General features: G+C 57.8%; 27 protein-coding genes and 1 pseudogene. 8 read left to right on the top strand and 20 right to left on the bottom strand.

Annotation, left to right across the window (positions count from 1 at the left end; all coding sequences use genetic code 11):
• Positions 1-15: 15 nt before the first annotated feature.
• Positions 16-717 (bottom strand): glutathione S-transferase family protein, encoded by a 702-nt coding sequence (locus AC5EFR_RS17475; protein ID WP_493577045.1) that lies wholly within the window; start codon positions 715-717, stop codon positions 16-18.
• A 166-nt stretch (positions 718-883) separates the two neighbouring features.
• Between AC5EFR_RS17475 and msrB the strand changes: the two genes are divergently transcribed.
• Entirely contained in the window at positions 884-1336 is a 453-nt protein-coding gene (msrB, locus tag AC5EFR_RS17470; protein ID WP_493577044.1) for a peptide-methionine (R)-S-oxide reductase MsrB, read from the top strand.
• A gap of 285 nt (positions 1337-1621) precedes the next feature.
• Here msrB and AC5EFR_RS17465 read toward each other — a convergent pair whose 3' ends face one another.
• A complete protein-coding gene (locus AC5EFR_RS17465) occupies positions 1622-2245 on the bottom strand; it encodes a J domain-containing protein (protein ID WP_299929140.1) in 624 nt (207 codons plus the stop codon).
• A gap of 75 nt (positions 2246-2320) precedes the next feature.
• Here AC5EFR_RS17465 and AC5EFR_RS17460 point away from each other — a divergent pair, with 75 nt between their 5' ends.
• The gene (locus tag AC5EFR_RS17460) at positions 2321-2578 is read left to right on the top strand and encodes a BolA family protein (protein ID WP_299929137.1); all 258 of its coding nucleotides are present in this window, start codon (positions 2321-2323) and stop codon (positions 2576-2578) included.
• On the opposite strand, the gene AC5EFR_RS17455 is transcribed toward AC5EFR_RS17460, so the two are convergent.
• The gene (locus AC5EFR_RS17455; RefSeq protein WP_493577043.1) at positions 2575-3975 is read right to left on the bottom strand and encodes a DUF3179 domain-containing (seleno)protein; all 1401 of its coding nucleotides are present in this window, start codon (positions 3973-3975) and stop codon (positions 2575-2577) included. The two genes, AC5EFR_RS17460 and AC5EFR_RS17455, sit on opposite strands and share 4 nt — an antisense overlap.
• 217 nt (positions 3976-4192) lie before the next feature.
• Here AC5EFR_RS17455 and AC5EFR_RS17450 point away from each other — a divergent pair, with 217 nt between their 5' ends.
• The 3 genes from AC5EFR_RS17450 to AC5EFR_RS17440 all read left to right on the top strand — a co-directional run bounded on the left by AC5EFR_RS17450 (position 4193) and on the right by AC5EFR_RS17440 (position 5494).
• Complete coding sequence (locus AC5EFR_RS17450; protein ID WP_493577042.1) at positions 4193-4357, top strand: hypothetical protein; 165 nt, start codon at positions 4193-4195, stop codon at positions 4355-4357.
• Between the two features lie 149 nt (positions 4358-4506).
• Positions 4507-4935, top strand: coding sequence for a MarR family winged helix-turn-helix transcriptional regulator (locus AC5EFR_RS17445; RefSeq protein WP_493577041.1), 429 nt, complete (start codon positions 4507-4509; stop codon positions 4933-4935).
• Positions 4936-4996: 61 nt separating this feature from the next.
• The gene (locus AC5EFR_RS17440; RefSeq protein ID WP_493577040.1) at positions 4997-5494 is read left to right on the top strand and encodes a DUF8737 domain-containing protein; all 498 of its coding nucleotides are present in this window, start codon (positions 4997-4999) and stop codon (positions 5492-5494) included.
• Between the two features lie 958 nt (positions 5495-6452).
• Here AC5EFR_RS17440 and AC5EFR_RS17435 read toward each other — a convergent pair.
• The 11 genes from AC5EFR_RS17435 to AC5EFR_RS17385 all read right to left on the bottom strand — a co-directional run bounded on the left by AC5EFR_RS17435 (position 6453) and on the right by AC5EFR_RS17385 (position 16896).
• On the bottom strand, positions 6453-7568 hold the full coding sequence (locus AC5EFR_RS17435) for an alanine racemase (RefSeq protein WP_493577039.1): 1116 nt from the start codon (positions 7566-7568) through the stop codon (positions 6453-6455).
• The gene (locus AC5EFR_RS17430) at positions 7565-8722 is read right to left on the bottom strand and encodes an amidohydrolase (RefSeq protein ID WP_493577038.1); all 1158 of its coding nucleotides are present in this window, start codon (positions 8720-8722) and stop codon (positions 7565-7567) included. Before AC5EFR_RS17430 ends, AC5EFR_RS17435 begins: the two co-directional genes overlap by 4 nt.
• Before the next feature lie 10 nt (positions 8723-8732).
• Positions 8733-9905 (bottom strand): acetyl-CoA C-acyltransferase, encoded by a 1173-nt coding sequence (locus AC5EFR_RS17425; RefSeq protein WP_493577037.1) that lies wholly within the window; start codon positions 9903-9905, stop codon positions 8733-8735.
• Between the two features lie 8 nt (positions 9906-9913).
• On the bottom strand, positions 9914-11212 hold the full coding sequence (locus tag AC5EFR_RS17420; protein ID WP_493577036.1) for an ArgE/DapE family deacylase: 1299 nt from the start codon (positions 11210-11212) through the stop codon (positions 9914-9916).
• A gap of 2 nt (positions 11213-11214) precedes the next feature.
• Positions 11215-11868 (bottom strand): 3-oxoacid CoA-transferase subunit B, encoded by a 654-nt coding sequence (locus AC5EFR_RS17415; RefSeq protein WP_493577035.1) that lies wholly within the window; start codon positions 11866-11868, stop codon positions 11215-11217.
• Positions 11855-12547, bottom strand: coding sequence for a CoA transferase subunit A (locus tag AC5EFR_RS17410; RefSeq protein WP_493577034.1), 693 nt, complete (start codon positions 12545-12547; stop codon positions 11855-11857). The genes AC5EFR_RS17415 and AC5EFR_RS17410 overlap by 14 nt, the downstream gene beginning before the upstream one ends.
• Positions 12544-13932 (bottom strand): aminotransferase family protein, encoded by a 1389-nt coding sequence (locus tag AC5EFR_RS17405; protein ID WP_493577033.1) that lies wholly within the window; start codon positions 13930-13932, stop codon positions 12544-12546. Before AC5EFR_RS17405 ends, AC5EFR_RS17410 begins: the two co-directional genes overlap by 4 nt.
• A complete protein-coding gene (locus AC5EFR_RS17400; protein ID WP_493577032.1) occupies positions 13929-14699 on the bottom strand; it encodes an amino acid ABC transporter ATP-binding protein in 771 nt (256 codons plus the stop codon). Before AC5EFR_RS17400 ends, AC5EFR_RS17405 begins: the two co-directional genes overlap by 4 nt.
• A gap of 16 nt (positions 14700-14715) precedes the next feature.
• Complete coding sequence (locus AC5EFR_RS17395) at positions 14716-15372, bottom strand: amino acid ABC transporter permease (protein ID WP_493577031.1); 657 nt, start codon at positions 15370-15372, stop codon at positions 14716-14718.
• An 18-nt stretch (positions 15373-15390) separates the two neighbouring features.
• The gene (locus AC5EFR_RS17390) at positions 15391-16038 is read right to left on the bottom strand and encodes an amino acid ABC transporter permease (RefSeq protein WP_493577030.1); all 648 of its coding nucleotides are present in this window, start codon (positions 16036-16038) and stop codon (positions 15391-15393) included.
• Positions 16039-16119: 81 nt separating this feature from the next.
• Positions 16120-16896: a transporter substrate-binding domain-containing protein gene (locus tag AC5EFR_RS17385; RefSeq protein WP_493577029.1), complete on the bottom strand. Its 777-nt coding sequence runs from the start codon at positions 16894-16896 to the stop codon at positions 16120-16122.
• A gap of 127 nt (positions 16897-17023) precedes the next feature.
• On the opposite strand from AC5EFR_RS17385, the gene AC5EFR_RS17380 reads away from it, so the two are divergent.
• Together AC5EFR_RS17380 and AC5EFR_RS17375 are read left to right on the top strand one after the other, a co-directional pair.
• Positions 17024-17992, top strand: a complete 969-nt coding sequence (locus tag AC5EFR_RS17380) for a LysR family transcriptional regulator (RefSeq protein WP_493577028.1) — start codon at positions 17024-17026, stop codon at positions 17990-17992.
• 109 nt (positions 17993-18101) lie between these two features.
• The gene (locus AC5EFR_RS17375; protein ID WP_493577027.1) at positions 18102-18533 is read left to right on the top strand and encodes a YqaA family protein; all 432 of its coding nucleotides are present in this window, start codon (positions 18102-18104) and stop codon (positions 18531-18533) included.
• Positions 18534-18804: 271 nt separating this feature from the next.
• On the opposite strand, the gene AC5EFR_RS17370 is transcribed toward AC5EFR_RS17375, so the two are convergent.
• From AC5EFR_RS17370 to AC5EFR_RS17360, 3 genes are all read right to left on the bottom strand, one after another.
• Positions 18805-19089: a 50S ribosomal protein L20 gene (locus AC5EFR_RS17370; protein ID WP_493577026.1), complete on the bottom strand. Its 285-nt coding sequence runs from the start codon at positions 19087-19089 to the stop codon at positions 18805-18807.
• Positions 19090-19195: 106 nt separating this feature from the next.
• On the bottom strand, positions 19196-20710 hold the full coding sequence (gatB, locus tag AC5EFR_RS17365; protein WP_493577025.1) for an Asp-tRNA(Asn)/Glu-tRNA(Gln) amidotransferase subunit GatB: 1515 nt from the start codon (positions 20708-20710) through the stop codon (positions 19196-19198).
• A gap of 86 nt (positions 20711-20796) precedes the next feature.
• On the bottom strand, positions 20797-22050 hold the full coding sequence (locus tag AC5EFR_RS17360; protein ID WP_493577024.1) for a hypothetical protein: 1254 nt from the start codon (positions 22048-22050) through the stop codon (positions 20797-20799).
• A 199-nt stretch (positions 22051-22249) separates the two neighbouring features.
• Here AC5EFR_RS17360 and AC5EFR_RS17355 point away from each other — a divergent pair, with 199 nt between their 5' ends.
• Positions 22250-23068 (top strand): transglycosylase SLT domain-containing protein, encoded by an 819-nt coding sequence (locus AC5EFR_RS17355; RefSeq protein ID WP_493577023.1) that lies wholly within the window; start codon positions 22250-22252, stop codon positions 23066-23068.
• A gap of 23 nt (positions 23069-23091) precedes the next feature.
• Here the strand turns inward: AC5EFR_RS17355 and AC5EFR_RS17350 are convergent, their stop codons facing one another.
• The 3 genes and pseudogenes from AC5EFR_RS17350 to AC5EFR_RS17340 form a co-directional block, all read right to left on the bottom strand.
• On the bottom strand, positions 23092-23949 hold the full coding sequence (locus AC5EFR_RS17350) for a 1-acyl-sn-glycerol-3-phosphate acyltransferase (RefSeq protein ID WP_493577022.1): 858 nt from the start codon (positions 23947-23949) through the stop codon (positions 23092-23094).
• Positions 23950-24007: 58 nt separating this feature from the next.
• Positions 24008-24445 carry a hypothetical protein gene (locus tag AC5EFR_RS17345; RefSeq protein ID WP_493577021.1) on the bottom strand — a complete coding sequence of 146 codons (438 nt, stop codon included), beginning with the start codon at positions 24443-24445 and terminating at the stop codon, positions 24008-24010.
• Between the two features lie 266 nt (positions 24446-24711).
• Positions 24712-25261, bottom strand: a pseudogene (locus AC5EFR_RS17340) (IS5 family transposase); the annotation flags it as partial.

The raw sequence follows: 25261 nt of genomic DNA, 5'->3' as shown, positions 1-25261 counted from the left end.
GGTAAATGCGGTCCCTTAAAGGGCGCTGCCTTCTGGGGGGCGGGCCAATACCGGGGCGCTGAACGGATGCGGCCCCAACCCTTCGGCCATTTGTGCCATCTTAACCGCGGGTCGACCTTCCACCCCAACCGCCATTCTGTGCAACCTCGGATAGTCCGCCAATCTAAACCAGTCGGTTTTCTGCTCCGGATAAAGCGCGCACCAGCGCAGGCAACAGGCCAGATAATAGTCAAAGACCGAAACGGCCTCACCGCCAAACCAGGCATGATCGCCCTTGGCTGCCTGCTCCAAAAGCTGCAAATGTTCGGCCAATGCCGCTTGCATATGTTGCCTCATGCTCGCCTTGCCCGCCACATCGCCCCCGATGTATTTTTCTGGATAAAATGTCATTCGCAAACTGGGCTGAAGCGTATTTGACAAGAAAAACAGCCACTTCAAGAACACACCGCGCGCCGGGTCCGTCGGGGCTGGGGCCATGTTTCCATGCCGATCGGCAAGCCAAAGCACAATCGCCCCGGTTTCCGAAATCGGCCCTTCGGGTGTTTCAAGCGCCGGAATATGCCCGGCGGGGTTTAACCTGCGATAGGCCGCGCCGTGCTGAGCGCCTGTGCGACGATCCACCAGACGGGTGTCATAGGGCTGGCCCATCTCTTCAAGAATCAGCCGCACGATGAGCGACGCATTGTCCGGGGCGTAGTGCAAAACAAACTCTGTCATGGGGGCACGATAGGCGGCTGGCGCGCCCGTGGCTGCCCGATTGCGCCGCCCCATCGGCCAAAAACGCCCACCGCCGCATCCAAATCGCCGCTCGCGCAAATGTGTGCGCATGGCCCTTGTCCCATGAGGCAGGGGGCGGGCAATCTTGTGAGTAAGGAGACCCATCATGCAAAGACGTTCTTTTCTGTTATCCGCCGCGGCTGCTTGCCTCGCGACACCGACATTGGCCGGTTACGAAATCACCCGCAGCGATGCGGAATGGCGCGCCATGCTGAGCAATCTGGAATACAAGGTCATGCGCCGCGAAGGCACCGAGCGTGCCTTTACCTCTCCTCTAAATGACGAAAAGCGCAAAGGGACCTTTGCCTGCCGGGGCTGTGATCTGCCGCTTTACGCCTCCAAGGACAAGTTCGATAGCGGCACCGGCTGGCCGTCTTTCACCCGCGCCATGCCCAATGCCATTGCCACCAAGGTCGATCGCAAACTGTTCCGGGCGCGTACCGAATGTCATTGCCGCCGCTGTGGCTCGCATTTGGGCCACATCTTTGGCGACGGGCCGGCCCCAACCGGAAAACGCCATTGTATCAATGGGGTAAGCCTGAAATTCGTTGCTGCCTAACGCAAGACACCCTTTTGACTCCCTCAGTTTGGTCACGCCAAACGGCAACGGGTTCCGCAGTAATGCGCGGAACCCGTTTTCCGTGAGTGGTTGTAACTATCATCTGTCAGGATAGGGAGACTTTGCGTTACCACATTAACGTAACACAACCGGTGCGTGTAAGTCCATCCGAAAATCAATCGGTTCAAACAACCGTGCCGGGATATTATCGCAAATCATCTAACCCCACCGAAACAAACAAAAACGGCCCAGAAAATCTGGACCGTCTCTTGTTTCTGAAATGCGTTATTTAAAGCTGCGGCTGTCTTTGATTTGATCCCAGGCCCAGACCACTTCTTGTAACTGGTCTTCTTGGCTGCGGTCCCCACCGTTCATGTCCGGGTGAAGAACTTTGATCAACTTCTTGTAAGCCTTACGGATTTCGGCCTTGGTCATTGTGTCTTTGGCCTCAAGAATATCAATCGCCTTGCGTTCGGTTGGCGGCAATTTGCGCCCCGCACCACCGGCTTTGCCGGGGTTACGCGTGGCATTGTCGCCCAAAACCTGATGGGGGTCTTCGATCCCCAAACGCGCCCAGGCCTTGGCCTCGGGGTCGCGCCAGTCTTTGGTTTTACGCTCCCAAACCTTGTCCGAGCTCTCCTGCGCATTCATTTCTGCTTCGGTCTTGCCGTCGAAAAAGCTCCACTTCGCGTTGTATTCACGCACGTGGTCTTTGCAAAACCAGTAAAAGTCATCTAGCACATCCGGCGCCTTTGGCGCACGGAATTTGCCCGGCTCTTCGCAACCGTCATGTTCACATACACGCGTAGATGTGGTTTGTTCCCCTGTCATGCCCTTCCGGCCGCGCGGGTTTTTCTTCTTCGCGGACTTAATGGACATGTCGAAACCAAATGGATCATCTCTGCTCATCGGGCACCTCTTCTCGACTCGGACGCCAGAGTTTAGACTAATCTGCGTAACTTTACAGGGGGCGATTTGCCAAAAATGTCCAAGTCGGCGAAAATTCACAAACGGTTGAGCGACGCGCTGTCGATTACAACCTTAGATGTACGAAATGACAGCGCCAAACATCACGGCCATGCGGGCGACGACGGCAGTGGTGAAAGCCATTTCCACGTCACCCTGCGCAGCCCGGATTTTGCCGGAAAATCGCGCATTGCCCGGCATCGTCTGGTGCACAAGGCCATGGGCGCTGAACTGGTGGCGTCAATCCATGCTCTGTCTTTGGACCTCGACGTTTAACCGGCCCATAATTTGGTTTTGGGATGAAACTGCGACCAGGCGAACCAAAACGCCTGGTGGCTGCCAAGGTTTTTGCCGTCCGGGCCGACGGCTTTGACCCCACCGGCGTCAAGCACCAGCCGAACATTCTCGACTTTGATCTCTTGGCCCCGTTTCAGCGCCAGAAACGCTTTGCTGCGTTGAAAGGCCACCGGGGTGCCGCTGGCGGTGATCACGCCGATTACATCCTCATGCACCGGCAGACGCGGATCGACGTCGCCCACCGGAAAGATTGGCCCACCCGCGTCGCGCCCATTGCGAAAATCATGGTTCTTCCCCAGCGCCAGCGCTTCGACTAAAACCGTGGTCTCGGGATGTGCGGCTTTCCAAGTGCCCCAATCGGTGGTGATCACGCTCACCTGTTCCAGCTGCAATTTGCGTTTCGCCAAGGGGCCGGTGACCGCCTTGCCGGTAAAGGTGTCAAACACCGATTTTGAGCGCACGTCATACATCACCTTGTTGGACCGGATTAACAAACCCGAGGTGCGCAAAATCGGGCGTCTTATGCCAAGCGCCAGCCGATCGGTGAAATAGGCCTGCGCCGCGCCACACAACGTACAATAGGGAATGCCCAATTTCCGCCCGCCGAGTGTGTCATTGACCATTTCGCGCACTTCCATGATCTGGCGCGGATAGGCGCGAAAGGCTCCGTTCACTTCGACCCCAAACACGATGTCATCATCGTCTAGCCATGTGGCGTCGCCGGCGCTGCTCACCTCGGGGTTATCGGCGGCGGGGATGCAATTGCACGGCTCGTCGGTGCGATTATAGCGCCGGTCGTCAATCAAGACCCCGCCCCAAGACACATGACGCCAATCAATCTCCCCCTCGACAAAGATCTTGTCCCAGCCCGGTACGACACTGGTGAAAATGGCGCGTTTCGCGGCAAGGTAGTCGGGCGGGGCGGGGATATCCCAAGCAATCAAATGATCGGTAATGACCCCCCATTGATTGCTGCGCGGCGGGCTGATCTTCAAAAGCTGCGCGGCGCTTGCGGTCAGGTCGCGGTTCAAGGCCCCGCTGGTGACAAAGCGCATCATGTCGCTGATGATCCACGCCAGCCGCGGGTCGTGGGATGTCGTGACCGTTTCCAATGCCGCTACCTGTTCGGGCCCCCAAACTGACTCCGCCATGCTGGTGACAAAAGCCAACTGCACCGCGCGTTCGAGGTTGGGATCAAGCGCGCCATCAGGCACCATTGGCGGTGGGCCAAATTGCGTCACCGCATAGCTTGTTGGGCTTTGCGCCTGCGCGGGTGTTGCCGGTGCGCTCACAGCCACCATCGCCCCCATGACAAGGGCCAAAGCCATCAGTCTACGAAAACCAAGCGCCAACGGAGGAGAGTGGAGAAACGGCATGGATCACCCCTTTGTGAAACGGATGCCCCGGCGTCTATCCGGTCACGGCGACACAGGGGCGTGGGGCAAGCATAGGGCGGGCAGGCGCTCTCTCACCAATCACGATCCCTTTAGGATCAGGTGAGGGGGGAAACCCAAATACCAGAAACCCAAGTACCAGAAACCCAAGTGCCAGAAACCCAAGTGCCAGAAACCCAAGTGCCAGAAAACCAAGCTCATGAAAAACCAAGAGGACGCGCCGGAAATCGGACACGCCCTCGAACTGGTACCAAACCGGATGAAATCCCCCAGCAGGGTGTTTTACGACAATCACTTTTACGTCACCGCCTCGCTCAATACCGAGACACCGTTTGCTTATTCAGCCTTGGTAACACTTTCTTAACGCTTTCGAAGAAACCGTATCAGTCAGGGATTCCTTACCTTGGGTCAAAACGGTGAGTTTGGTTGGTTTCGATTTTGTATTTTTCCGCGCTCTTGAAGTTGCGTGTATATACACCTAACTGTATTCCCACTCCGCTGCACGAGGCCCAGATGACCCAGACCCGCGACTATTCTCATTTGCTCGATTGTTCGTGCAACCTGCTGCGCAGCTCGGCTCGGCTCATGACCCAAGCCTACGAGACGCATCTCAAACCCGCCGCAATAACGCCTCCGCAATTCACCATTCTGGCGGCGCTGGCCAATACTGGCCCGCTGCCATTGTCCGATCTGGCCCAGGCATTGGCGCTTGAGCGCACCGGCCTGTCGCGCAACCTTCAGGTTCTGGAACGCAAAACTTGGGTCCAAAGCGGCGCGGGCGAAGACAGCCGCCAACGCCTTGTGTCCCTGACTGATAGGGGCAGGGCGCAACTGCATCTCGCCATGCCGCTTTGGCAATCGGCTCAGGATGAGATCGCCGATCTGCTTGGGGCCGCACAACTGGACGATCTGAAATCCACCCTAGGCGCGCTCACCCGCTGAGCCGCGTCTTTTTTCACCCTGATAGGTGTATATGCACCTAAATTACCAAAGGACCAAACCAATGGACTTACGCGACATCTTTCTTTTGCAACTGGGGCTTAGCCTCATTGTGATTGCTCTGCTCTTTGCGTGGTATCTGCGGCCGTGGCTGCGTGACAAACCCTATGACACCGCGCTGATCCTCTTGATCGCGCCGCACACCTTTCGCCACATCGGCATGGCTTTTCAGGCCCCCGGCGTGGTCAGCCCGTCAATGCCAGCCAATTTCGCAAATTCTGCTGGCTACGGAGATTTGGCGGCCGGTCTTTGGGCGCTTTTGGCGATCATAGCGCTGCGCCTGAACTGGCCGTTTAAGCTCGGGTTTGTTTGGCTGTTTAGCTTTGTTGGCATCGCCGATCTGGCCAATGCCCTGCGTCACACCGAAGCCATCGCACATATGGGGGCGATGTGGTTTGTCCCGACCTTCTTTGTGCCGCTGCTGCTCATCACCCATGTCATGGTGGTGGCGCGTCTGCTGCGTGGCTCGGTTCCAACCCCCGTCCACCCGACGGCACCTTAGGGTCAGGCCCCATTAATTGGCATCGTTCAGGTCCCGAATTCTTGTTTCAGGCCAAGCCTATAACGCAGATTGGGACAAGACGTGGGGAACCGGAAGGGCATGAAGAATTACACACGTCAGCGGCTCGTCTGTCTTGCCAAAACAATCGACCTTGGCTGCTGAATTCAAACCTCTGATAACACGTATTTTTCATGCTGACCGGCGCAAATTAATGGGTCATGACCCGACCCCATCACCCCCACTTTAAACGGGTGTTTGATCAGGGGCTCATCGCCGTCATCGGCGATTTTGGGCTGGACCCATTTTTCCGGCCTCAGCCAAGGAAACCGTGCGATTTCATGGGTTTGCTGTCTGACGTTTCGACGTCTGTCGGCGCGTCTCTCATTGCCAGCGACGACGGCCGCTGAAATCGTGCAGTTCCCTTGGCGCAGGCCCTAGACGCCTCCATCACCCTGATTGAAAACACGCTCTGCGGTTTGTTCCATATGCTCTCCGCCCAAGAACTAGTCAGCGCCACAGCGCTGTGATGGTCGCGCAGCGGCGGGGGGAGGTCCCTGAAAACAGTGAAATATTGCCAGACAAAACCATCCTGTCCCCATCGGCCCAAAACCGCATAGCGCGCAACCGCTTGCGGGGGGGGGCAGCGGCTTTTGGGGGCTGTCTGTGGAAGGGCGAATATAGTCAGCGGATCAAACCTCAAACATCAAACCTCAAACATCAAAACTCTGCCAAAGTCGCGCTATTCTTCTAAGGTTGGCTGTCTCGGCCCGACCTCTTTGCGATAACCCTCCTTTTGGTCGCCGGTGCCCCGTGGTGCGGGCTGCGCCAAAGCGGCGTCTGTGCCCTGTCAGGATTAGCTCGGCCCGGCGAAATGGGTCCGGTTGCCCAAATGTGGACATGACCGGCGCATTGGTGGGGGGCTGGCTTAAGGGGCCACGGGCCAATAGATAGAGACGGGTTAGCGGCAAATCCGATGGTTGCGCGCGCCCCAATCGGTGAACAGATCGGCCAAAATGGTGCCAAAGGCACGTTCGGTTTCCGCCAAAGCAGCGCGCCCATGGGTGGCACCGTCAAACACAACCGCTTCATCGCCGATGCTCACATCGGCAATCTGGCTAACATCTGCAACCAGTGAATTCATCGAAATCTTACCAAGAACCGGGACGGGGGTCTCGGCAATGGTCACCGTGCCAATCCCTTGAAGCTCGCGGCGCACCCCATTGGCATAGCCAATCGACACACAGGCCAACCGCGCGTCATCTCTCAATTCATAGGCCTTGTCGTACCCCACGGTGTTGCCCTTGGGATAGCTGCCAAGGCTGACAACCCGCGCCTTAAGCGCCATGGTGGTCTGAAACCCCCACTCCGGTTTCAAAATCCCATACAGAATCGCACCACAGCGATACATATCCGTCTCAACCCGTTCCTTGGACACAAGGGTAAGTGAGCTGCCTCCATGCACACAGGTTTCGGAGCGGATCAGATTGCTCTGCTCAAAGACCCAAGCCACTTGTTGGTGAAACAGCGCCGCGCTACTGCGGAGGTTTTGACGCTGATGACAGGGGTAATGCGTGCCGATCCCAACGATGTCGCGGCCCAAAAGGTCAACAATCTCTTGGCACATCGCGCGCCCAGAACCGGTCGACAGTTCAAGTCCATCCCGCGACATGCCATTGGCATTCAAGGTCAAATGCGCCCGCACCCGCGCGCCCTGATCCCGCATCGCCACCAAGCTGCGCGCCGCTGCCACCGATCCGACCTGTTCCTCGACACACCACGCCCCGGCCTCTGCCATTTCGGTCGGCGTGGCGGCGCGCAGGCGGATCACCGCGCCCCCAAACCCGGCCTGGCGGACCGCTGCGGCCTCGCCGTTGGTGGTGATGCCAATCGTGGTGATGCCCTGCGCCATGACCAAGGGCACAACCTGTTCAATGCCATGCCCATAGGCGTCCGCCTTAAGCACCGCACAAAACCGCCGCCCCGCCGGCACAAGCTCCAAAGCCAGATCAATGTTGCGGGTAATGCGGCCCCGATGAATTTCACACCAGGCGCTGGGGGGCGCGGGGGATGTCATCCGGGTCCGGCCCCCAAAATATTCCCAACAAGCCCACAAAACAGATCGCTGACGTGGGGCACCAGAGCATCGGGGAAATCATAGTCGGGGTTGTGCAACTGCGGGTGCTTGTCTCCGGCCCCGATATACAACATCGCTGCCTTGGCTCCGTCATCACCAAAGCGACCAAAATCCTCGGACCAGCGCATTGGGGTGGGCATCTCCCACAGCTTTTGCCCCAAACCCATCGCTGCGGTGCGCGCGATGTCCGTGGCGGTATGATCATTGATGACGGCTCGAAACACATCATGCCAGGCGATGCGCACAGCCAAATCACCGCGCACCTGCGCGACACATTGCTCTGCTGCTGCCATCACGGCCTCCATCCGATCATTGGTCATCGACCGAAGCGTCACACGCAGCTCGCCATCTGCCGGGGCAATGCCAAATGTCGGCTCACCAAGATGGGCGTGGGTCAACGTCGCCAAAGCAAAGCCCTCCTCACCAATCTGACCTTGGCTGAGACCGGGCAGGGCGGTCATCAATGCCGCCATCGCCGCCGCCGGGGAAAGCCCGTCCTCCGGGGCGGCCGCATGGGAACTCTTGCCGTGCAACAAAATTTGCATCCCGCGCGACGCACAATTGCCTGGCCCGCCGCAGAGTCCAACCTCGCCCAAGGGGCGGCCGGGGACATTGTGCCAAGCAAAAGCATAGTCGGGCCGCATGTCGGGCCAACGCGGGTCATCCATCACCGCCTTTGCCCCGGCCCCGGTTTCTTCGGCTGGTTGGAAAAGCAAGATCACCCGGCCGGTGGCGGGGCGCTGGGCAAGGTGATCCGCCACCCCCAAAAGACAGACCATATGCCCGTCATGACCACATAGATGCCCCTTGCCATCGGCCACAGACCGATAGGGGAGCTCTGAAACCTCGTGGATCGGCAAGCCATCCAACTCGCAGCGCAACAAAACCGTTGGGCCGGGCGCCGCCCCGTTGAACGCTGCGGCAACGCCATGCCCGCCAAGCCCCTGCCAAATCTGATCGGCCCCGCGTTTGGTCAGCTCATCAACCATAATGGCGGCGGTCCGCATCTCCTCACCCGAAAGCTCAGGCTGTTGATGAAGCCGATGGCGCAAGGCTACCAAGGCCTCGGTTTGGCAACGGGACAGAACAGGCATCATAGCCCCCTTAGAATATTTCAAACAGGCCAGCGGTCCCTTGGCCGCCGCCAACGCACATTGTGACCACCGCCCATTTTGCCCGCCGTCGCGCGCCTTCTAGCAAGACATGCCCGGACATACGGGCTCCTGAAAGACCATAGGGGTGGCCGATCGCAATTGCCCCGCCATTGACGTTGAGCCGATCCGCCTCAATCCCGAGCCTGTCACGACAGGGGATCACCTGCGCGCCAAAGGCTTCGTTGATCTCCCAAAGGTCGATGTCCTCGACCGCCAAACCGGCGCGCTCCAACAGGCGCGGCACCGCGACCACCGGGCCGATGCCCATTTCCTCGGGGGCAACCCCGGCCACGGCAAACCCGCGCAGTGCCCCCAATGGGCTTAGTCCACGCCGCGTGGCCTCTTGGGCCTCCATCACAACAAGGGCCGCGGCCCCGTCCGACAACTGGCTGGCATTGCCCGCCGTTACGGTTTTTCCGGCACGCACCGGCGGTAAACCGGCCAACCCTTTGGCCGTGGTGCCGGGGCGATTGCATTCATCCGCGCTCAGGCTAACCTTTTGTTCCGTAACGACCTTGGTGTCCTTTTTGGTGACGGTTTTTATCGCCGCAACTGGTACAATCTCTGCGTCAAAGACCCCGGCCTCTTGGGCCTGCGCCGTGCGCATTTGGCTTTGCAGGGCATAGGCGTCCTGGGCCTCACGGCTGATGCCATAACGCGCGGCCACCACTTCTGCGGTGTCGAGCATCGCCATGTAATAGCGGCCGCTCACCGATGGATCGCGATAACGATGACCGTTCCAATGGCTGTTTTGAACAAGCGAAATACTCTCGCCGCCCCCGGCGAGCGCCACATCAACCCCATCGCAGCGCACCGAATGACAGGCCATCGCCAGAGCATTGAGCCCCGAGGCGCATTGCCGATCTACCGTTGCCCCGGCCACCCGATCCGAAAGACCCGCGGCCTGTGCAATATGGCGCGCCACATTCACCGCCGCCGTGCCTTGGGTGAGCGCCGCGCCAAAGATCACGTCCTCGACCTCATCCGCGCCAACCCCGGCGCGCTGTAACGCCGCCGATACGGCGGGTGCGGCAAGGCTGGGAAGCTCCAAATTGTTAAACGCGCCGCGATAGGCTTTGCCAATCGGAGTGCGCGCATAAGATACGATTACGGCCTCTCTCATATCATCCTCTATACCGGCTCTGTGCCGCACCAATCGGCGATGAAAAGCGCCGTGGCCTTGGTCACCCGGCGCAGGCTCTCTAGCTCGACCCGCTCATTGAAACCGTGAATCGCTTCGGCTCGTGGCCCATAGACCAAGGCCGGGGTGTCCGCATAAAGCCCAAAGAAGCGTGCATCGGTGGTGGCGGTGATGGCCTCGCGCTCAAGCGTTGTGCCTGTGGCGCTTTGGTGGGCATGGTCCAAGGCCGCAATCGCCTGTTTGGCGCGCTCTGAACTGTCTTGCGACAGCGCATAGCCCTCGGCGTGAAAGCCGTGATAGACAATCTCGGGCAACGCATTGCGCAAAAAGGCATTGTCGCGCGCCGCATCAAGTATAACCGTCTCGATTTCGGCCTTGGCGGCGGCGATGGATTGCCCCGGAAAGATCGCCATGCGCACGTCAAACACCGACCAGGCGGGAACCGAACTTGTCCAATCACCGCCCTCAAACTTGCCAATATTCAAATTGAGAGCGTGCTCCATATGACCATAGTCATCGGGGCGGTTCTTGGCCTCGTTCCAGCGGTGCTCCATTGCGTGCAAGGCTTTGATCAAGGGGAACGCCGCCTCGATGGCGTTTGACCCGCTTCCTGCATAAGCGACATGGGTCGGCAGACCTTTTAGATGCACCTGAAACCAGATCACTCCAAGCTGCGCCGTGACCAGATGTTCGGAAAACGGTTCAGGGATAAGCGCGGCATCGGCCCTATAGCCGCGCGCCAAACAGGCCAGCGCGCCATTGCCGGTGCATTCTTCCTCGACCACCGATTGGAAAAACACATCCCCCCCCGGCGCTAGACCACAGGTGGTGAGCGCATCCATCGCAAATAGGTTCGAGGCCAACCCCGCCTTCATATCGCCGCCGCCGCGCCCATAGAGCCAGCCGTCGCTGACATGTGGTTCAAACGGCGGGCTGTCCCACATGTCCAACGGCCCGGCGGGCACCACATCAATATGCCCGTTGAGGATAAGCGACCGGCCGCTTTGCGATGTGGATCGCCGTGTGCCGACAACATTGATCGCATCCTCATAGGGGCCAAGCACCGGGGAAAAACCGGGCAGGTGGCGGATGTCATCAATATCAATCTGCCATTGGTCAATCTCATAGCCGCGCGTGGTCAATTCTTTGGCCATAAAGGCCTGTGCCGATTGCTCTTGCCCACGGGTCGACGGGTGGGCCGTCAGCTCGGACAAAAACGCCACCTGCCGGTCAAACCCCGCATCAACAGCCTCACAAATGCGCAAATTTTGCTCATCACTTTGGGTCATATTCAAAACCTCGTCACGTTTGGGTCTGCAAGGGCAAGCGGCGCGCCGGTGGCGTCTTGGACCTCGGCGATGCTCATCCCGTCGGCGATTTCACGCAGGACAAACCCCTCTGGGCCCACGTCGATCACTGCCATATCGGTGAAAATACGGGCGACACAGCGCTGGGCGGTCAAGGGGAGGGTGCATTGCTGTTTCAGCTTAGGGTTGCCTGCACGGTCGGTGTGGGTGGTCAAGACAACCACCCGTTTCGCCTTTTGCGCCAACTCGATGCCGCCGCCGACACCGGGGCTAAATTTGCCCGGTATTTTCCAATTGGCCAAATCGCCAGCGGCGCTCACTTCAAACGCACCAAGCATGGTCAGATCAAGCCGCCCGGAGCGCACCAAAGCAAAGCTGGTGGCGCTGTCGAAAAACGCCGATCCCGGCACCGTCGACACATAGGCCCCGCCCGCATCAATCAAACTGCGGTCCGCCCGCTCGGGGGGAAGGGTTGGTCCGATCCCGGTCAAGCCGTTTTCCGTATGTAAACAGACCGGGAAATCCTCTGGTAGATGGTTCACCACCTTGGTCGGCAACCCGATGCCAAGGTTGACAACCATGCCCGGCGCGATCTCACGCGCGGCGCGGGCTATCATGCGGTCCTTAGCGTCGGACAACGGCATATTCCTCTGTGATTTTAGGCAATTGCACCACATGATCGACAAAGACCCCGGCGGTGTGAATGGCCTCGGGGGCGATGCCGCCTAACGGCAAGACCTGCGCCGCTTCGACAATGACAGCCTCCGCCGCCATCGCCATCAACGGGTTGAAATTCTGCGCCGTGGCGGCATATGCGAGGTTGCCAAAACAATCGGCCCGATCCGCATGGATCAACGCCACAGCGGCCCTCAGCGCCGGTTCGATCACATGCGGTTTTCCCGCCAATTCGACAACCTGTTTTCCGGCGGCCAATTCGGTGCCTATCCCGATATCGCTGAGCACGCCGCCAAGGCCTGCGCCCCCGGCCCGAATACGTTCGGCCAAGATACCTTGGGCGTTAAATTCTACCTCAATCCGCCCCTCGTTCATCAAGGCAATCGCATGGCTGTTTAATCCCAGATGCGTGGTGATCAGTCGCGCGACCTGACCACTGCGCAAGAGATGATCAATCCCCATGCCCGGCTCATTCGCATCATTCTTGATCACCGTTAGGTTGCGCGCGCCATGGGCCACCAAGGCCCGGATCAAGGTGAACGGCGTCCCCGGCACGCCAAAGCCCCCCACCATCACCGTGTCGCCATCTTTGATCGTGGCGATCACTGCCTCCATGTGGCTGCTTTTGTCCGGAAGCTTCATGTCGCCCTCCCCTTATCGTCCGACCTGTCTTTTGATCTGTCCAACATCCCATCCAATCCCAGCTCAGCGGCACAGGCATCTATAGCATCGCGCAGGATCACCATCATCTCACCGATCTGTTCGGCGGTGATGATCAAGGGCGGGGCCAATAGGAAATGATCCCCCGCCGTGCCACCGCGTGTGCGTCGTGAATACAAGATCAACCCGCGTTCATAGGCCAGCTCAACAAGCCGCGCATGGGCCTCCAATTCCGGGGCAAGCGGTTCCATCGTCTCGCGATCCGCGACAAACTCAAAGGCCGTCAACAACCCCTTGCCACGCACATCGCCTATAAACGGATAATCCGCCATCAAACTGCGTAATTCTTCCATCAAAACCGCGCCCATCCGGGCGGCGTTTTCGATCAAACCCTGTTCTTCAAGCTCTTCCAAAACCGCCAACCCGGCGGCACAGGCCAAGGGATTGCCCGCATAGGTAAACCCATGCAAAAACCCACCTGCGTCTAACACCGGTTCGACAATTTTGGCCCCGGCGACAATCGCACCAAGCGGTGCATACCCCGCGCCAAACCCTTTGGAAAGCGCGACGATATCGGGGGTGATCCCCCAATGCTCACAGGCCAGAAACCGCCCCGTGCGTCCGGCGCCGGTCATCACCTCGTCATAAATCAACAGCACGCCGTATTCGTCGCAAATCTCGCGCACACGCTGGTAATAGCTATCTGGTGCCACCAAAGCCCCGGTTGCCGCGCCGCCCACCGGCTCCATCACAAAAGCCAAAACATTCTCCGGCCCGTCCTGCAAAATCCGGTCGCGCAATAGCTCGGCGTACCGCAGACCGCGCTCCGCGTCACTTAGGTCATCGCGGTCAAGATACGTCACCGGAGCGGCGATTTTCGGCATGCCTTCCATCATCTCGGCAAAGGGCGCGCGCAGCGGATCATATCCGGTCAAATCCAACGCCCCAAAGGTGCAGCCGTGATAAGAGGGAAAGCGTGAAATCACCTTGTGTCGCGTCGCTTGGCCTTGGGTCAACGCGTATTGTCGGGCCAGTTTCACGGCGCTTTCCACCGCCTCGGATCCGCCCGAGACAAAAAAGACCCGGTCCAATCCGTCGGGTGTCATGGCCACGGTTTTCGCGGCCAAATCTTCGGAAGGATGGGTGCGAAAATGTAGCCGGTAACCAAAGGTCGCCTTGTCCATCTGGGTTTTGATCTTGGCCAAAACGCGCGGATTGGAGTGGCCGATATTTGACACCATTGCCCCAGAGGAACCGTCGATATAGCGCTTGCCGCTCTCATCAAAAAGATAAATCCCCTCGCCATAGTCAAGAAACGGGCGCGGGTTGCGGGATTGATAAAACAAGTAAGAGGGCGTGTCGGTCACGTTCCACCTTCGATATGTTTGCGTAGAAATTCCCGCGTACGGTCTTGGGTTGGGGTTTTGAACACCACCTCGGGTGGTCCTTCTTCGACCACCACGCCCTTGTCCATAAAGAGCACCCGATCACAGACCGAGGCGGCGAAATCCATCTCATGGGTGACGATAATCATGGTCATCTGTTCCTCGGCCAGCCTCTTCATAACCTGATTGACCTCATCCACCAATTCAGGATCAAGCGCCGAGGTCGCCTCGTCAAACAGCATCAGCTTGGGGCGCATCGCCAATGCGCGGGCAATTGCCACCCGCTGTTTTTGACCACCTGACAATTGTGAGGGGTAATAATCAATGCGTTCCAACATGCCGACATGGTCAAGCTGCTCTTGCGCCAATTGATCGGCCTGGTCCTTGCTCAGATTTTTGAGCAAGAGCGGAGCCATGGTGACATTTTCGCGCACGGTCAGATGCGGGAAGAGATTGAAGTGTTGAAACACCATACCGATTTGTTGGCGCATCTCATTGATATGTTTTTCATATTGGCGGTGGGGTAGGGTTTTGTTGACCTGAACCCCATCTAGCCAAACCTCCCCCCCGTTTAGGGCGTCCAGATCATTGATCGCCCGCAAAAGGGTAGATTTTCCTGACCCCGAGGGGCCGATAATGGCGACGATCTGGCCCTTGGCGACGCTTAGGCTGATGTCCTTTAGAACCTCTACCGTGCCAAAGGACTTTTGGGCGTGGCGAATGTCTACGAAGTCGGATTTTGTGGTCATATGAGGCCTCAAAGGGTCAGCGGGACACGGAAATGCGGCGTTCAATTTTGCGCTGCACCCATTCCATGCACAGGTTGATGACATAGTAAAACGCGGCGGCGAGAATGTAGAATTCGAAGGGGCGATAGGTTTTGCCGATCACCCGCTGAGCTGACAGGGTGAGTTCGCTCACCCCAATGACCGAAACAAGCGCGCTATCCTTGAGGAGTGCGATCATGTTGTTGCCAATCGGCGGGATCACGTCGCGCACTGCCTGTGGGATGACAACCTTGCGGAGCGCTTGTCTTCGGCTCAACCCCAAGGTGCGCGCCGCTTCCATCTGACCTTTGTCGACGGCCAAGATGGCTGTCTGAATCAGTTCCGAGTTGTAGACTGCAAAATGCAGCCCCAAGCCGATGATACCGGCGACAAAGGCGGGCAGGTCAATGCCGATTTGAACAAGGCCGAAGTAGATCAGGAACAGTTGCAGCAACAAGGGGGTTCCCATAAAGACCCCTTCAACAATCCGAAACGGAAGTCGCACAATCCAAGGGGCGTATAGCGCCGTCACTGCAAACAAAATCCCACCGAAAAAGCTTAGGATCGCGGCGGCGACGGTGATGCCAATCGTCCAGGCACATCCCAAAAGAATGATGTCCATGTATTTGGGAAGGATCGAAAAATCGAGGCCCATGTGATCTGTCCTTTCCGATCAGGTGATCTGAACCTTGCGGTCAAGCCAGGCCACGCCCCGGCCGACCACAAAGATGATGATCATGTAAAGAATGCCCGCCAAAAGGAACATCTCAAAGGGTTTGTAGGTTGAGCCGATATAGCGCTGCGCGGTGTAGGTGAGTTCGACCACCGAAATTGCGGCCACAAGAGCTGTGGCCTTGATCAGCATGTTCAGGTTCACCCCCAGCGGTCGCACCATCAGACGGGCGGCTTGTGGCAAGATCACCTTGTACATCGCCTGCCACTGGCTCAACCCGAGCGTGCGGGCGGCTTCGCGTTGGCCCCTGTCGATCGAGATGACTGCGCCGCGAATGGTTTCGGTCATATAGGCCCCGGCGTTGATACCGAGGCCGATCACACCGGCCTCAAAGGCGTCAAGCTGGATGCCGATTTGCGGCCCGCCGAAATACAAGATGAACAGCTGGATCAGCGCCGGTGTGCCGCGAAATAGGCTAACATAGGCCGCCCCCAAGAACCGCACCACCGCAAAGCGTGACAAACGCGCTGCCGCCCCCAATGTACCACACATCACCCCAAGGATCGCCGTCAATACCGACAGCAAAATGGTCACCCATGCCGCTTCAAGAAAAAACGGATAGACCTTGAGCATCAGGTCATAATCCATAGCACCGTCCCATATGTCTCGGCCAAATAGGACCGCCCCAAGATCGACATCCCGAGGCGGTTTTATACGTTGGTCAACGTGTTAGCGAATATCCGCCCCGATCCACTTTTTGGCCAAGGCCAGATAGGTGCCGTCTTCCATCATCGAATCCAACGCCTTTTGCATGTCGGCTGCCAGCGCCGGATTGCCTTCGCGGATCGCGATCCCTGCGCCAAAGGGTTTGGTGCCCGGATCATCAAACATCGCAAATTCCTGCCCCTTGGCCGTCATTGCCAAAATGGCGGCGATCGAGTCATTTACAATCGCATCGACGCGACCGTTTTCCAGCTCAAGCAACAGCTCTGGCAACCCCTTGTAGGTGTTGATGTCATAGCCCTGTTCGCGCGCCCAATCCTCATGGGTTTCCCCCAAGGTGAGGCCAACTTTCTTGCCCTTCAACCCGTCAAGACCGGTGATATCCGAGCCGGGCTTGGTGAAAATGGCCCGCTTGTCTGAATAGTAGGGGCCAACAAAATCAACGACTTCGTCGCGCTCTGCGGTGATGGTCATGGACCCGACAATGGCGTCGTATTTGTTGGCCAACAACCCGCCGATGATACCGTCCCAGGCGGTGGTGACGATCTCGGCTTCTAGCCCCATGCGCTTGGCGATCTCGGCCCCAACCGCTGGGTCAAATCCGACCACTTGGTTTTCGTCGTTCACAAAGTTGAAGGGGGGGTAGGCCCCCGACATCGCAATGCGGATCACGCCTTTTTCCTTAAGACTGTCGAGTTCTTCGGCGGCGGCGGTGTTGAGGCCAAAAACAGCCAGGCCAGCGGCAGCAATGGCCGATTTTAGGATGGTACGGCGAAAGGTCATGTCAAACTCCCTATGAGAAAATGCCGGGTTTTGACCCGTGCGATTATGCGGCGGTATGCCCGCTCTGACAAAACACTTGCATGACGCGCAATATCGCGCAAATAAATAATAGGCATTCTAAATATAGATGAAATTTATGAAACCTCCCCATCAACACCGCTTTCCCTGGAACCTCGATTGGAACCTGCTGCGCACCTTTATGGTTGTTGTCGAACAGCGTGGAATTTCCAAAGCGGCCGACTTCCTCGGCCTCAAACAACCCACTGTTTCTGCTGCGTTAAAACGCCTTGAACAGGCCACGGGCAAGACCCTGATCATTCGCAAGCCCAACGAATTCACCATCACCCGCACCGGACAGGTTCTCTATACAGAATGCGCCACGATCTTTGGCTCGATCTCGCAATTGCCGTCGCTGATGGACGTCGATAAGGCCGAGCTGCGCGGGCATCTGTCCATTGCCATCACCAGCTATGTGATCTCCGAGCATTTCGATGATTTCCTCAATCGGTTTTGCAAGGCGCATCCCAATGTGACCTATTCTTTTGCCGTGCATGAAAGCGATGAGGTCGAGACGGTCATCACCCAAAATCGCGCCAGTTTTGGCATCTGCCTGTTGTCGGCTGAGCCTGAAAACCTCGATACTTGGGTGCTTTATCGTGAATATTTCGGCCTTTATTGCGGGGCGCGCCATCCGCTGTTTCATGCCGACACAATTGCCCCTCGCGATCTCGAAGGTGACCCCTTTGTGGCCTTTCAAACCGAAGCAGAAGGCGGCCCGCTAGAGGTGATTTCGAAACTGCGCGCCCGTCTTGGGCTTGCCAATCGGTGGCGCGGTGTCTCGTCAAGCCTCAATGAAATCCGGCGGATGATCATGGCCAATGTCGGCGTCGGAGCCTTGCCCGTTCATGTTGCGAAACAAGATGTTGCCGCCGGTCATCTCCGCCAATTGCCGCCCTATGAGGACCTGCCAGAGGTCGACATCTATTTCCTTTCAAATCCGGCCCGTCGGTTCTCAGAGGTGGAAAACACCTTTCTTGAAACCCTTGAGGCCGAATTGTCCTCCATTGATTTGTCCGAACGGACCTATTGGGCGTGACCCCCTTGCAACTTGGCTTGTGATCCTCAAAACCCGTCACGATGTCATCAACAGGGGCCATTGCCATGCCGCGGCTTTTTCATCTGATCACTCTCGGCCCCAAGCGGCGATGATCGGGTATCTCGGTCTCTTTGCTTCGGCGCTGATTGCGGCCACGATTTTGCCCATGCAATCCGAAGCGGTCTTGGTTGGCTTGCTGCTTGGTGGCGGGCAACCTCCGGCGCTTTTGGTTTTGGTCGCGACCATCGGCAACGTGCTTGGTTCGGTGATCAATTGGTATCTGGGCCGCTTTGCTCTTCGGTTTCGGAACCGCAAATGGTTCCCCGCCTCTGATCAACAATTGAGCCGCGCGCAGGGCTGGTATCACCGCTATGGCCGCTGGTCTTTGTTGGGGAGCTGGCTTCCCATTGTCGGCGATCCTCTGACGGTGATGGCCGGTGTTTTACGTGAGCCACTTTGGTCGTTTCTGCTCTTGGTCACAGTCGCCAAAGCCGGTCGGTATTTGGTCCTCGCGGCGGTGACTTTGGCGTGGTTTGGATAGGGCGTTAACACCGGTAAACCGATTTTAACTGCAGTGGTCCCGATGTGGATCGCCGAAAGGGGCGGGACTTTGCCAATCTCCCCCAAACCGACCTAGAATCGGACAAATTGCATGTCTGGACCTGATCCGGGGCTCTTATCGCGCTGTGGCAATCTCCCCCAAACGCGGTGGAGAATGTCCCCTTTGCCCTGTTGCACAAAAAGCGCTCGGTCCGTTACCGGCATCGGGCGTTGGGTTAAGGGATGTAGGGTGGGGTTTCACCCCACCGTTGTCAGTGACCCAAACAGGTTTTGAACACATCCACTTGTGTTTGCGAAATCGCCTCCGAGGGGAGCAGGCCCGCTGCCTCTGCTGGGGTCATAAACTTGTATATGTCCCCCTTCAAACCAGCCCGTTTCCAGCAGGCTTCGATCGCTTCTTTAGAGACCTTGGCCTTGGGGCCGCCTAAGGCCACTGTGGCCTTCTGGCCATCGGCGCTGCTCATGGTCATGGTTCCGTTGCTTTTACAAGCACTTAGGGCGATCAGCATCACTGCTGACAATAAGATGTTTTTCATGTCGCAATCTTCTATTCGCATCAAAAAAAACGTCCTACCCCCCCGAAAAATTCGAGGGGGAGAAAGGGACTACTGGGGGTTTCGGAGGATTGAGCCTAAACCCGGATCACAGGCCCAATTTGGCGGCAACGATCTGGTTTACCGCTTTGGGGTTGGCTTTGCCGCCGGTGGCCTTCATGACCTGTCCGACAAACCAACCGGCAAGCTTTGGATTTTGCTTGGCTTTTTCGACCTGCGCGGGGTTGGCGGCGATGATGTCATCTACCGCGGTTTCAATTGCGCCGGTGTCGGTCACTTGTTTCATGCCACGTTCTTCAACGATGGCTTCTGGGTCGCCGCCTTCGGTATAGACGATCTCAAACAGGTCTTTCGCAATCTTCCCAGAGATGGCATCGGACTTGATTAGCTTAATGATACCAGAGAGTTGCTCTGGGTTCACCGGGCTATCCGTGATGTCGTGATCTTCTTTCTTGAGGCGTCCAAACAGCTCGTTGATGACCCAGTTGGCGGACAATTTGCCATCACCGGACCCGGCCACAACCTTTTCAAAGAAATCCGCGCTTACGGTTTCGGCGGTAAGAACCGACGCATCATATTCAGACAGGCCGAAGTCTTTGACAAAACGCGCTTTTTTCTCATCTGGAAGTTCAGGGAGAGTCTTGGCAATGTCGTCAACCCACGCCTGTTCGATCTCCAATGGCATCAGATCGGGGCAAGGGAAATAGCGATAATCATGCGCTTCTTCCTTTGAGCGCATCGAGCGTGTCTCACCCTTATCAGGATCATAAAGACGGGTTTCCTGATCGACTTCACCACCGCCTTCAACGATCTTGATCTGGCGTTCCGCCTCGACCATGATCGCCTGTTGGATAAAGCGCATGGAGTTCATGTTTTTGATTTCGCAACGGGTGCCTAGATGCGAAAAGTCCTGCGTTTCCATATACTTCTCGAATTGACCCGCACGGCAGATCGACACGTTCACATCGGCGCGTAGGTTGCCGTTTTGCATGTTGCCATCGCATGTTCCGAGATAGCGCAGGATCTGGCGCAGCTTGGCAATATAGGCCGCCGCTTCCTCTGGTCCGCGAATGTCGGGGCGGCTGACGATCTCCATCAGCGCCACACCGGTGCGGTTCAGGTCAACAAAGGACATATGCGGATCCATGTCGTGGATCGACTTACCCGCATCCTGCTCGATGTGAATGCGCTCAATGCGTACGCGGCGGGCAATGCCCGGTTCCATATCAACGATGACTTCGCCTTCGCCGACAATCGGATGATATAGCTGGGAAATTTGGTATCCCTGCGGCAGATCGGGGTAGAAATAGTTCTTGCGGTCAAAGGCCGATTTCAGGTGAATTTCCGCCTTTAGGCCAAGCCCGGTGCGCACCGCTTGTTCGACGCAGTATTCGTTGATGACGGGCAACATGCCGGGCATGGCAGCGTCAACAAAAGCCACGTTTGAGTTCGGCTCGGCACCAAATTTGGTCGAGGCCCCGGAGAAGAGTTTTGCCTGACTGGAGACCTGCGCATGCACCTCCATCCCGATGACCAATTCCCAGTCATACTTGGCCCCGGCAATGACCTTGGGTTTTGGGGTGTCGAATGTCAGGTCCAGCATGGCGTTCCTCGGCTCTCATGGAATGACGCAGGGAATACGCCAAGGCGGGGCAGGGGGCAAGAGGCAGGCGAGAAGAGCCCGGAGGCTCATTCAGATTTTCGCAGTTGCAGACCGTTGGGGGTGAAAACAAGCCGGCGCCCCGCGTCCAGCGCCGGGGCGAAATGCTGGGCGATGGAGCCAATGGCTCGGGTTGTGCCAAGTTTGATCAGATCGACATCATCACCAAGGTGCATGTTGGGTTTGCCGGGCACAGGAGCCAGAGCCCAGACCAGCGGATGCAATTCCCGTAGGTGGTCTTGGAGAATCCAGCTAAAACAATCCATTAGGCGCATGCGTGAGCTGTTCCCTTCGCTTGGGGCCGCAATGGTTAGCCCACTAAAGGCCGCCATGACATTGGCCATATGTTGCGAGGGATGACGCCCCAGAATATCATGCACACCTTCGACAAAGAGTTCGGGATCAACCCGTCGAAAGGCCGAAGGGTCCATTTGTATGGCCCCCATGAACACCCAAGTATAGGCTCCGGTTCCCCAAATATCTCTGAGTTGGGCAACTTGACGGCGGGCCTGAATATCGAGCAGTTCCAAAGTGCCATATCCACGCGGCAACAAATCTCGACCCAGAGCAAGCAAATGTGAGGGATTGGACGGGTCCAGATCAATAAGATTTTCGAAATCGTCGGAAACCCGCTGCGCAGGGCACGGGTCGGCTTCGAGCACAGCACAACGGACTTGGGCCCAAAGCGGCGAATCAAATTCGAATGGGTCGTATTTGTCCGCCAGAGCTGCCGCCGCCTGAATGTGCGCGTCATGGGCGTTACGGCGCTGCGGCGCAAGGTCGCGTGTTCTTGAAGCTCCGCGCCACAACTGGGCCAGATCAACATGGGCCATGGCCAGGATATAGGCCAAGGCCGGGTCATCTGGACAGTCCTCAAAGCTTGCCTCGAGCGATGTCAGAATGACTTGTGCCTTTTTAGGTTCCGTCTTGGCAACTGAGGCTTGCATCGCGGTGAGGATATCCGAGCGGGCACCCTTGGCTAATATCTGGGCAACCGATGCCAAGCCGGGGGTCAATTGACGGTTGGCTTCCGCAGACCGGATCTCATTTGCAAGCTCCTCACAGGCGTCTTGTCGGGCAAGGAATTGCCCGCGTTTAAAGGCTTTTTCCTGTGCTTTGGCGTCCGGTGCCGGATCACAAACCGGGATGTCAACGCGCGGACGCAGTGGAACAACCTCGGTTGGGGTCGGCTCCGAAGAGAGGGGCAAGAGGCTCTCGTTGTCGTTTGACAAGAGGCCCTGGGCCGCCCGAAAGGCGGCGATTTTTTCTGTTAGAATACGCATGGTGGCAGCATGTCGCTCCTTATTTCAGGGTCTAACGTGACTGGGCTTTGCGGCCAAAACGGGGCACCAAAACGGTTTGTCGCGGGCGATGTGTCGGTCTTTCCGCGGCTTCGACACCAATTGGCGAACGCTGTGTTGCCGATTTGAGAACGACCACAAGTCTTGCGCGAATCTTTGAGTTGCGGCACCTATCGTGCCCATGTTGCGTGCTGCCCTTCTTTTCACGCTTCTTGCGGCGCAAGCCACTGCCAATCCTGGTCCCGCTCCATTGGAATCTGCTCCGACGGCCGCGGCTGGGGTTGATGCTGTGCCCTCGAAGCTCGCTGTAACTGCTTCTCTGCGCCCTGTGGCGCGGCGGGCGGTTCGTCCGTTGCCAAATGCCCGCTGGGGAACCAAGGGGGGGCGGTCTAGCTGGACTCGCGCCATCCAAACCAGCCTGCGAACCCATGCCTCGGTTCTGCCCGAAATGGTGCCGCGTGACATTGCCGCCTATTGCCCGGCCTATCCTAGTGCGAGCCGCGAACAGCGCGAAGATTTTTGGGTTGGCCTCGTGTCCTCGCTCGCATGGCACGAAAGCACCCATCGCCCCCATGCGGTTGGCGGTGGTGGCTTGTGGTATGGGCTGGTCCAAATTCTACCCGCCACGGCACGGCACTATAAGTGCAAGGCGCGCAGCGGTCAGGCGCTTAAAAATCCAGAGGATAATCTCTCCTGCGCCATGCGGATCATGGCGGTGACGGTTCCGCGCGACGGCGTCGTCAGTGAAAACTGGCGTGGGGTTGCGGCGGATTGGGGGCCGTTTCATTCCAAACGCAAGCGTCAGGATATGAAGGATTGGACGCGCAAGCAAGACTATTGTGTTGGGATGTCCAGTTCACTGCGCCCCGTGGCCCGCCCAGACGGGATCGGGCCAGAGCCGGTCCGCCCGCAGGCGCGGCCCTTTGAGTCGATTGGGCCAGAGATGCCCGCAGCGCTTGAGGCCATCAATATCCAACCCGAAGAAGTCAGCGAAGGCTGATCCGTTTGCGGCCCAGCTCCGGATCACGTCCGGCTTGGGCGGCGTGTGGCATCGACTAAAGACACAGCCGGGGCTTTGCGCCCCGCCAACCCAAGGGTTGCCCTGCGCAGCATCGCAATTCCGTCCTCGGATTTCGCCGGAAGGGCCGAGGCTGAAATCGGTTCACCTATGGTGATTTGATAGGGCTGTTGGGCTTTGTTCAGGGTCTCGTGGAACAATGTAATGTCGCGCAGGGTCGGATGGATGCGATCAAACAGATAGAACATCGCCGAATTGCGCGCCTGAATATGCACCGGGATCACCGGCAGATCGAACTTGCGGGCAATCATCGCCGCCGAGGCCATCCACGGTCGTTCATGCAGGCTTAGCCCACGCCGTTTGGCGAGCCGCCCAGAAGGAAAAATCACCCCAAGCCGTCCCGCATCAACCGCGTGACGGGTATAGGCCATGGTCGCGCGGGTCTTGGCATGGCTGCGCTTTTCTTTGCGCCATTCGACCGGGGCGATCACCTCGCCCATCTGGGGGAGAACGCGCAGAATATCGTGATTGGCATAGTAAAAAATGTCGGGGCGCACCTGACGCAGCACATGGTTCAGGATGATGCCATCGGCAATGCCGGTTGGATGGTTGGCAACAATCAGCGCCGGGCCATAGCCGGGTAGGTGGCGTAATCCGGTGGTCTCAACATTGCGCGCCAACAGATTGCCCATGGTGGTCATGATGTGATCGGCGCTCATATCCTGAAGCGTTTCGCCGATCTGCAAGGTGCGTTCATAGCCCAACATTCGGTTCAAAAGGGTGCGCATCTGGGCGGTGCCCGGACGGTTTTGGAAAAGCCAGGGCGCGCGGTCTTGGATGAGCGGGTCGATACGATGTTTCATGCCTGCAAAAATCGCAGGATTCGGTGACAGCCATATGACACAGGGGGGGAAGGGGCGCTTAGATGCCGAAATGGTGGCGGGTCACGTCAATGCCGCGCGCTTGTAGCGCCGTTTCCAAGTCTTGATGCGGGGGCACACAGTCTTGCGGTAGAATGATCCGCTTGCCCCCGGCCAAAACCTGGACCCGAACCGAAAGATCAAGCCGGGTTTTCAGGCGTACGGCCTCAACCTTGTCGAGCGCGATGTCGCCCCGACGTTTGCCTGATTGCCAGCGCATCGTCGTGTCGGTGAGGTCAAACCACGCCTGTTTGTCGGTGGCAAATTCATAGGCCGCCGGGAGCGTCGGAAGGAAGAGCAGCGCAATGACCCAGGGAGCGGCATCAAACATCGACCAAAGGATCATCAAAATCAGCCAAACCCCAGCCAAGACAGCCGCAGCCCGAACAGAGCGCCCATGGGAGCGACAGGAAAGGTCGGGCAATTGGGATGTGGTCATGGTCAAAGCTGTCCTGTTGGGGGGATCATGTCTAAGTGACCCGCTCTTGGGACCCTAGTCAAAGCTCCGGCTTTAATAAAACCGAAATCCTCACCGGAGGATCGGCAAGGGCCAAGCCCAAAGTCACGCGAGAAGCAAGTTTGGCGCTTTGAGGGAGAGCCGAAGGTTCTGCCGGTAAATCATTGGACGGACTTTAGGGGAGGGATGCGCCCCCTAGGGGCAGGGCCTGATGCCGCCAACAACCAAACGTCTGGGGGGCGAGGTCATCAAGGGCCCACTTTGCCTAGGCTCAGGACACATAACCATAACAATACTGTTGCTGCGAGCGCGATGGCCGAGAGAAACAGCTCAGGGCACCTATCGTAGCGGGTTGCGATGCGCGGCCAATCTTTGAGCCTGCCAAACATGTTCTCGATTTTGTGACGCAGTTTGTAGCGGGTTTTGTCGTGCGGGATGACCTGTTTACGTGACTTGCGCGAAGGGGTGCATGGCTCAATCTTCATATCTTTCAGGTTGTTACGGACCCCATCAGCGTCATACCCGCGATCTGCGAGCAGCCAATGGGCCTGTGGCAATGATCCCATTATGGCCCGTGCACCGATATAGTCGCCGAGGTTTCCGGCGGTCAGAAACATCCGGATCGGACGGCCCTGTGCGTCGGTCACGGCGTGCAGTTTGGAGTTCCCCCCCTTGGTCAGGCCAATGAAGCGGCCTTTGCCCCCTTTTTGAGCCCAAAACTGGATGCTGTGCGATGCGCCTTCAGGTGGGTTGCATCAATCATCAGCACGTCACTGTGACCGCCCTCACGGACCAACT

The sequence above is a fragment of the Pelagimonas sp. genome (assembly GCF_058892305.1).
This window is presented reverse-complemented; position numbering and strand designations above follow the sequence as displayed.

Coding starts and splice junctions, on each gene's coding strand:
- AC5EFR_RS17400 (WP_493577032.1), bottom strand. CDS start 14,699: ATGACCACAAAATCCGACTTCGTAGACATTCGCCACGCCCAAAAGTCC.
- AC5EFR_RS17430 (WP_493577038.1), bottom strand. CDS start 8,722: ATGCCTGTTCTGTCCCGTTGCCAAACCGAGGCCTTGGTAGCCTTGCGC.
- AC5EFR_RS17475 (WP_493577045.1), bottom strand. CDS start 717: ATGACAGAGTTTGTTTTGCACTACGCCCCGGACAATGCGTCGCTCATC.
- AC5EFR_RS17355 (WP_493577023.1), top strand. CDS start 22,250: ATGTTGCGTGCTGCCCTTCTTTTCACGCTTCTTGCGGCGCAAGCCACT.
- AC5EFR_RS17370 (WP_493577026.1), bottom strand. CDS start 19,089: ATGAAAAACATCTTATTGTCAGCAGTGATGCTGATCGCCCTAAGTGCT.
- AC5EFR_RS17395 (WP_493577031.1), bottom strand. CDS start 15,372: ATGGGCCTCGATTTTTCGATCCTTCCCAAATACATGGACATCATTCTT.
- AC5EFR_RS17420 (WP_493577036.1), bottom strand. CDS start 11,212: ATGACCCAAAGTGATGAGCAAAATTTGCGCATTTGTGAGGCTGTTGAT.
- AC5EFR_RS17380 (WP_493577028.1), top strand. CDS start 17,024: ATGAAATTTATGAAACCTCCCCATCAACACCGCTTTCCCTGGAACCTC.
- msrB (WP_493577044.1), top strand. CDS start 884: ATGCAAAGACGTTCTTTTCTGTTATCCGCCGCGGCTGCTTGCCTCGCG.
- AC5EFR_RS17440 (WP_493577040.1), top strand. CDS start 4,997: ATGGACTTACGCGACATCTTTCTTTTGCAACTGGGGCTTAGCCTCATT.
- AC5EFR_RS17445 (WP_493577041.1), top strand. CDS start 4,507: ATGACCCAGACCCGCGACTATTCTCATTTGCTCGATTGTTCGTGCAAC.
- AC5EFR_RS17455 (WP_493577043.1), bottom strand. CDS start 3,975: ATGCCGTTTCTCCACTCTCCTCCGTTGGCGCTTGGTTTTCGTAGACTG.
- AC5EFR_RS17410 (WP_493577034.1), bottom strand. CDS start 12,547: ATGAAGCTTCCGGACAAAAGCAGCCACATGGAGGCAGTGATCGCCACG.
- AC5EFR_RS17465 (WP_299929140.1), bottom strand. CDS start 2,245: ATGAGCAGAGATGATCCATTTGGTTTCGACATGTCCATTAAGTCCGCG.
- AC5EFR_RS17390 (WP_493577030.1), bottom strand. CDS start 16,038: ATGGATTATGACCTGATGCTCAAGGTCTATCCGTTTTTTCTTGAAGCG.
- AC5EFR_RS17435 (WP_493577039.1), bottom strand. CDS start 7,568: ATGACATCCCCCGCGCCCCCCAGCGCCTGGTGTGAAATTCATCGGGGC.
- gatB (WP_493577025.1), bottom strand. CDS start 20,710: ATGCTGGACCTGACATTCGACACCCCAAAACCCAAGGTCATTGCCGGG.
- AC5EFR_RS17425 (WP_493577037.1), bottom strand. CDS start 9,905: ATGAGAGAGGCCGTAATCGTATCTTATGCGCGCACTCCGATTGGCAAA.
- AC5EFR_RS17345 (WP_493577021.1), bottom strand. CDS start 24,445: ATGACCACATCCCAATTGCCCGACCTTTCCTGTCGCTCCCATGGGCGC.
- AC5EFR_RS17450 (WP_493577042.1), top strand. CDS start 4,193: ATGAAAAACCAAGAGGACGCGCCGGAAATCGGACACGCCCTCGAACTG.
- AC5EFR_RS17375 (WP_493577027.1), top strand. CDS start 18,102: ATGATCGGGTATCTCGGTCTCTTTGCTTCGGCGCTGATTGCGGCCACG.
- AC5EFR_RS17360 (WP_493577024.1), bottom strand. CDS start 22,050: ATGCGTATTCTAACAGAAAAAATCGCCGCCTTTCGGGCGGCCCAGGGC.
- AC5EFR_RS17385 (WP_493577029.1), bottom strand. CDS start 16,896: ATGACCTTTCGCCGTACCATCCTAAAATCGGCCATTGCTGCCGCTGGC.
- AC5EFR_RS17350 (WP_493577022.1), bottom strand. CDS start 23,949: ATGAAACATCGTATCGACCCGCTCATCCAAGACCGCGCGCCCTGGCTT.
- AC5EFR_RS17460 (WP_299929137.1), top strand. CDS start 2,321: ATGTCCAAGTCGGCGAAAATTCACAAACGGTTGAGCGACGCGCTGTCG.